This window comes from Methylobacterium sp. WL119 (assembly GCF_008039875.1).
GTDB lineage: Bacteria > Pseudomonadota > Alphaproteobacteria > Rhizobiales > Beijerinckiaceae > Methylobacterium.
This window is the reverse complement of the sequence record NZ_VRUU01000170.1, coordinates 1-5,482: the sequence shown is the minus strand read 5'-3', so window position 1 is coordinate 5,482 and position 5,482 is coordinate 1. Positions and strand designations below refer to the sequence as shown.

Annotated in this window: 7 protein-coding genes and 1 pseudogene; 4 read left to right on the top strand and 4 right to left on the bottom strand. The window is 61.6% G+C overall.

The window, feature by feature from the left end:
* From FV227_RS27575 to FV227_RS27565, 3 genes and pseudogenes are all read right to left on the bottom strand, one after another.
* Positions 1-115: pseudogene (locus tag FV227_RS27575) on the bottom strand (IS5/IS1182 family transposase); the annotation flags it as partial.
* A gap of 92 nt (positions 116-207) precedes the next feature.
* Positions 208-453, bottom strand: a complete 246-nt coding sequence (locus FV227_RS27570; RefSeq protein ID WP_147860369.1) for a hypothetical protein — start codon at positions 451-453, stop codon at positions 208-210.
* Positions 450-1,601, bottom strand: coding sequence for a helix-turn-helix domain-containing protein (locus FV227_RS27565; protein ID WP_147860368.1), 1,152 nt, complete (start codon positions 1,599-1,601; stop codon positions 450-452). Before FV227_RS27565 ends, FV227_RS27570 begins: the two co-directional genes overlap by 4 nt.
* A 284-nt stretch (positions 1,602-1,885) precedes the next feature.
* Between FV227_RS27565 and FV227_RS27560 the strand changes: the two genes are divergently transcribed.
* Both FV227_RS27560 and FV227_RS27555 read left to right on the top strand, forming a co-directional pair.
* Positions 1,886-2,599, top strand: a complete 714-nt coding sequence (locus FV227_RS27560) for a Crp/Fnr family transcriptional regulator (RefSeq protein ID WP_147860367.1) — start codon at positions 1,886-1,888, stop codon at positions 2,597-2,599.
* Position 2,600: 1 nt separating this feature from the next.
* Positions 2,601-2,861, top strand: a complete 261-nt coding sequence (locus FV227_RS27555; RefSeq protein WP_147860366.1) for a hypothetical protein — start codon at positions 2,601-2,603, stop codon at positions 2,859-2,861.
* A gap of 430 nt (positions 2,862-3,291) precedes the next feature.
* Here the strand turns inward: FV227_RS27555 and FV227_RS27550 are convergent, their stop codons facing one another.
* Entirely contained in the window at positions 3,292-3,786 is a 495-nt protein-coding gene (locus tag FV227_RS27550) for a MucR family transcriptional regulator (RefSeq protein ID WP_147860365.1), read from the bottom strand.
* A 167-nt stretch (positions 3,787-3,953) separates the two neighbouring features.
* On the opposite strand from FV227_RS27550, the gene FV227_RS27545 reads away from it, so the two are divergent.
* A complete protein-coding gene (locus FV227_RS27545) occupies positions 3,954-4,655 on the top strand; it encodes a response regulator transcription factor CtrA (RefSeq protein ID WP_147860364.1) in 702 nt (233 codons plus the stop codon).
* A gap of 244 nt (positions 4,656-4,899) precedes the next feature.
* Positions 4,900-5,482, top strand: a 583-nt coding sequence (locus FV227_RS30420; protein ID WP_281407542.1) for a histidine kinase dimerization/phospho-acceptor domain-containing protein, incomplete at its 3' end; no start/stop codon positions are given.

The following is a 5,482-nucleotide window of genomic DNA, read 5'->3' as shown; positions in this document are numbered from 1 at the left end:
GCCGCCAGAGGATGGCTGAGAGTGTGCGTCTGAGATCCTGTGGGGGCGTCTTGGCCTTGGGCCGGCAGGCCTCGACCAAAGGCTCCAGTTCAGACCACTGGGCGTCGCTCAGCATCGTCCCTCCTGCATCAGAGAAACGAAAACGCTAGCCAAGCCAATCCGTTCAGACGACGATAGGCCCTAGTTAGGTGACCGCTATGAGGTGCCTTATCCGGTGCCAGTGAGGCGTGCCTCGATCCAGGCCTGTGCCTCTTCAAGATCGGCGAAGATCGGCGGTCGATGATCATCGACGCGGCCAAAGCCTGCTTCTAGGAACCACTTGCCCCAGTTCTCGCCGTGCTGCTCGGACAACTGTACGAGCACCGCAGCCAGGAACCCATCGACGAAGACGAGTTGGCTCTCCTGGTCGGCGCTCCCTGTGGCGACTTGCACCGGTTGAAGACGGAAATTCATGCCGCAGCACGCTCCCCCAGATGCAAGTAGTTCGGCTTGAACTCGGCCAACGCCCTGAGGCGTGGAAGGTCGAGGATCGTCATTCGACGCTGCTGAAGTTCAATCAGTCCCTCACGGCGAAGTTCTTGCAGCGTGCGGTTGAGGTGCACGACCGACATGCCGGTGGTGTCGGCAAGGGCCGCCTGTGTGACCGGCATGTCGTAGCTGTCCCCGTCGGCGAGGCTCACCGCCCGCATCCGGACCTGAAGCTCGCAGAACAGGTGTGCGACCCGTTCCCGGGCCGAGCGGCAGCCGACGTTCACTAGCCACTCGCGCAGCGTCGCCTCGTCCACGAGCGTGCTCATCCGAAGCGCACGGGCGAGCTGGCGATGGTTCTCCATCACCTTGGCGATCACCTTCGGCGGGATGCAGACCACCTTGCTGGTCGACAGCGCGGTGATCGAGTGGTCCATCGTGTCCAGCAACGCCACATCGAGGTCGCAGAGGTCGCCCGGGACCAGGTAGGCCATGATCTGGCGGGTCCCGTTCGCTCGCACCTTGTGACGGCAGGCCATGCCTTCCAGGATCAGGAATACGCCCTTGGGCGCCTCACCCTCGCGAACGAGATTGGTCTGCGATGGCACGACCCGCGATGAGGCGCTGATCCGCTCCAATAGCGCCCTGTCGGCCTCCGACAGGGACACGAAGCCCTCCAGCTTGCGCACCAGCGGGTTGCCCCGGCTTTCCGCAGCCTGGGCTGACTGTAACGATGGGAGTGCTTCGATGCTGACGGGGGCAGTACGGGAGGGGGACAGCTCATCCAGCAGCGCCACCACATCCTCCGGCAACGCCGGCTTGGTGAGCCAAGGCACACCGTGGAAGCCCACCGCGCGGGACTCATCGGACTGGAAGCCGGAGTGGACCACGACCGGAATGCCCCGTTGGCGCAGCGCGTCACCCAGGGCGGTACAGAAGCCGTCCCTGAGCTTGACGTCCACAACCGCGAGCGTAGGGCGCTCCTGCTCCAGGCCAGCGAGAGCCTCTGGGGTTGTTCCGAACGGCCCCAGGACGCGGTAGCCCGCCTGTTCCAGAGCATCGCTCATGTCCGCGCCGATCATGGCATCGGCCTCGGCAATGAGTACGAGGGGCTGTTGATCTGTGAGGTTCACGTCTGCTCCAGGAGGAAAAACCACCTGTCGCCCGTAGGGCGCAAGCTTGACGCCTGAGTTAGAAACATAAAGCGGGTCGCAGGTAAACGATCAAAACCGCTCGGTACGCTATCGTTCATTGCGAATGTACGGTACCGCGCATAACTTCAAATGATGAAATACCAGCCGGCGTCATTGTAAATACCAAGTTCCTACACCATGATCTGACCATCGCCTGCACGAGGATCCGAGCGCAGACGGCTGGGAGACGGTGCGCTCTTGCTCCGACATGGAGGCAAGAGCCCATGGTTCACGTCCAACAATCTGCCGTGCACAATCGCTTGCTGAAGGCCATGACCGTCGAGGACTTCACCCGGCTCCAGCCACATTTGAAGCCTGTCGATTTGCAGGCCGGGCAGACCCTGACCAAGCCCAACGCCCGAACCGAGCACTTCCACTTCATGGAGACGGGCGTCGCCTCGATCACAGCTGAGGGTGCGAATGGCCGGGTGGAGGTTGGGATCATCGGCCGGGAGGGCCTGGTGGGCGCAACCCCCGTTCTCCTCGGCTCGGACCGGGCCCCATATGACCACTTCATCCAGGTGCCGGGTGCCGGCCTGCGCATCGACGCCGCGGTCGTGAGCACGGCGGTGGATGAGAGCCCGGCCCTGCGCAAACTGATGCTGCGCTACATCCTCACAGAGATGATCCAGACGCGGCAGACAGCCTTCGTCAACGCGAGCCAGGAGATCGAGGCGCGCCTCGCCCGCTGGCTGCTGATGTGCCACGACCGCGTGGAGGGTGACGAGCTTCTGCTAAAGCACGAGTTCCTGTCGATGATGCTGGGTGTGCGACGGGCCGGTGTGAGTCTGGCCATGCAGCAACTCGAAGGCACCGGCTGCATCCGGGCCAGGCGCAGTCGCATCACCGTGCTGAACCGCAAGCTCCTGGAGGAGATGGCGGATGGCGGCTACGGCACACCGGAGGCCGAGTATGCCCGCCTGATCGAGGGGGCCTGAGGTGCCCCGTTACTTCCTCCACCTTCGCTACGGTCAGGGGCTCGACAAGCTCGCGGTGGACCCGGAAGGGGATGAACTCGCCGATGACGAGGCGGCACGCCAGCTTGCGTTGCAGGCTGCGCGCGACCTGGTTGCTGGAACACGCTCGTTTGCCGTGCGCGATTGGTTCGTCTGCTCGTTCGAGGTCGAGGACGAGAAGGCCCGGCACGTCATGACGGTGCCCTTCAGCGACATCGTTCCCGAGGAAGACGACGAGGACTAGGCCGGCTGTTCGTTCCGGCAATCGGCGAGTTCACCGCCTACGATCGCACGAGGTACCAACCTTTGATGGGGATCTCGCTGCGAGGTCAGCCTACAGCGTGTCATGAGCAATGACCGCCCCCTCAATGGCGATACCGATCTGATCGAGCGATCGAAGAGGCTCATCGCCGAGTCCGTAGCGATGCGCCGACAGATGCGAGAGATGCAGGATGCCGCCGACAAGGCGATGGCAACGAGACAGGCATCTCTCGCCAGATCTGCATATGAGCACCAGACCCACCCGTCTTTGCGAAATGGCTGAGCGCTGCCTCAGCCAGCGAGGCGATCGGGGGATGATGCGATCAGTTCCACATTCGTTCGAGAGGCGTGAAAAACCCGCGCGGAGGTGCCGGCGGACTCTATCTGGAAGGAACCAGGAGCGCTGAAGGTCCTCAGGCTGTCTCGGCAGCCTTCTTCCGCCCGCGGGTCTTAGAAGCTGCCTCAGGCGCTTCTGAGACCTCGGAAGTCGCCTTCGTGCGCTTCTGGCCGAGGCCAAGCGAATGCGCCAGGGCCGAGCGCTGCGCCGAGTAGTTGGCCGTCGTCATCGGATAATCGGCTGGCAGACCCCATTTTGCGCGGTAGGCTTCGGGGGTCAGGCCCCGCAGCGTCAGGTGACGGCGCAGCGTCTTGTAGGATTTGCCGTCCTCGAAGCTGATCAGCGCATCCGGCGTGACCGACTTGCGGACCTGTGCCGGCGTCGGCTTCTCAACTTCGGGCGATACAGTTGGCACCTGATTGCCGAGGCCGGTGAGAGAAGCATGAACGCTGACGATCAAGTTCGGCAGCTCGCCAACTTGAACGTGGTTATTCGTGATATAAGCCGAGACGATGTCCGCGGTCATTGCCGTAAAGCTGAACTCTACAGCTGCTGCCACTTCATCCGACATGAATTATCCTGCTTCCGTAGACCGCTTTAACGAAGCTTAATCGGAATGTGATCGGACAACAAGCCAAGATGGAGTGCTCGGATCATCGACATAAGCCAACATCTGCAGAGCAGCATTTTGTTAAGGATAGTAGGTTAGGAGTTTTTAATGTTTGTGGGAATTGGGCGATGCGGGTTCTGCTGATCGAGGACGATGCGTCGGTAGCGCAGAGCATCGAGCTGATGCTCAAGACGGCCGGGTTCAATCCCTTCGTCACCGATCTCGGTGAGGAGGGGATCGATCTCGGCAAGCTCTACGATTACGACATCATCCTGCTCGACCTGAACCTGCCTGACATGTCGGGATATGAGGTGCTTCGCAGCCTTCGCCTCGCCAAGGTCAAGACCCCGATCCTGATCCTGTCGGGCATGGCCAGCATCGAGGACAAGGTGAAGGGCCTTGGCTTTGGCGCCGACGACTACCTTACCAAGCCGTTCCACAAGGACGAGCTCGTGGCCCGCATCCAGGCGATTGTTCGGCGCTCACAGGGGCATGCCGAAGCCGTGGTCACGGTCGATGATCTCACGATCAACATTGACAAAAAGTTCGTCAAGGTCGCTGGAACCTCGATCAACCTCACGACCAAGGAGTACCAGATGCTGGAACTCCTTGCTCTGCGGAAGGGCACGGCGATCACCAAGGAGATGTTCCTTAACCAACTCTACGGCGGCATGGACGAACCCGAGTTGAAGATCATCGACGTGTTCATCTGTAAGTTGCGCAAGAAGCTCGCCAACGCTAGCCAGGGCAAGACCTACATCGAGACCATCTGGGGCCGCGGCTACGTGCTGCGTGAGGGTGTGCCTGAGATGCGGGCCATAGCGAGCTGAAGCGCCAATCCACAAGCTTCATGTGGTCTGCCACGAACCTGATCCGCCTTGCACCGCGCGATAGCCGCCGCGCTCCGGCTCCTGGCTTTGGCGCTCAACGATGCGGATGGGTTTGGTCCAACAGCGTTTAGACCTAATGAGATAGAATAGGACCATCGCATGGCGGTCCACATGAACCCACTCGATTTTCGTGCCGTCGATGCAATGGCTTTGCGATACGGACGTGTCGTGACACTCCTCCCCGATGAGCAGCTTGCATAGACTGATCGGAACCATCGCCCGACACCGCCCATCGCCGGGCATTCGCTACGGCGTACCGTTGCTGCTCGTCACGTTCATGACGTTCGTGCGCTTCCTGGCGCCGGCCTATATCGCTCCCTTCCTCCTCTACATCCCCGTTCTGTTGGCGGGAAGCCTCGCCTTCGGCCGGGGGGCCGGAACGTTGGTCCTCACGCTCTCCACGTTGATCGCCACTTGGTTCTACACGCGCGACGGGAGCCTCGACGGTGTCGATGTCTCGCTCCTGTGTCAGTACGTGTTGATTGGTGCCGTCATGATCTGGATCTGCGACTCGCTGCGTCGGTCCGTTGTGCAGAACGAGGCGACGCTGGAGCGCCTTGACGGTGCGAACCGCACCCTTGTTAGCAACCAATCGGAATTGACCGCTACTAATGCTCGGGCCGAGGCGGCGAAAGAGGCTGCCGAGGAGCACAGCCGGGCCAAGAGCCGGTTCCTAGCCAACATGAGCCACGAGTTGCGCACGCCGCTATCCGCGGTGATCGGCTATTCGGAGATGCTGGAGGAGGAGGCGGAGGAACTCGGCCAGG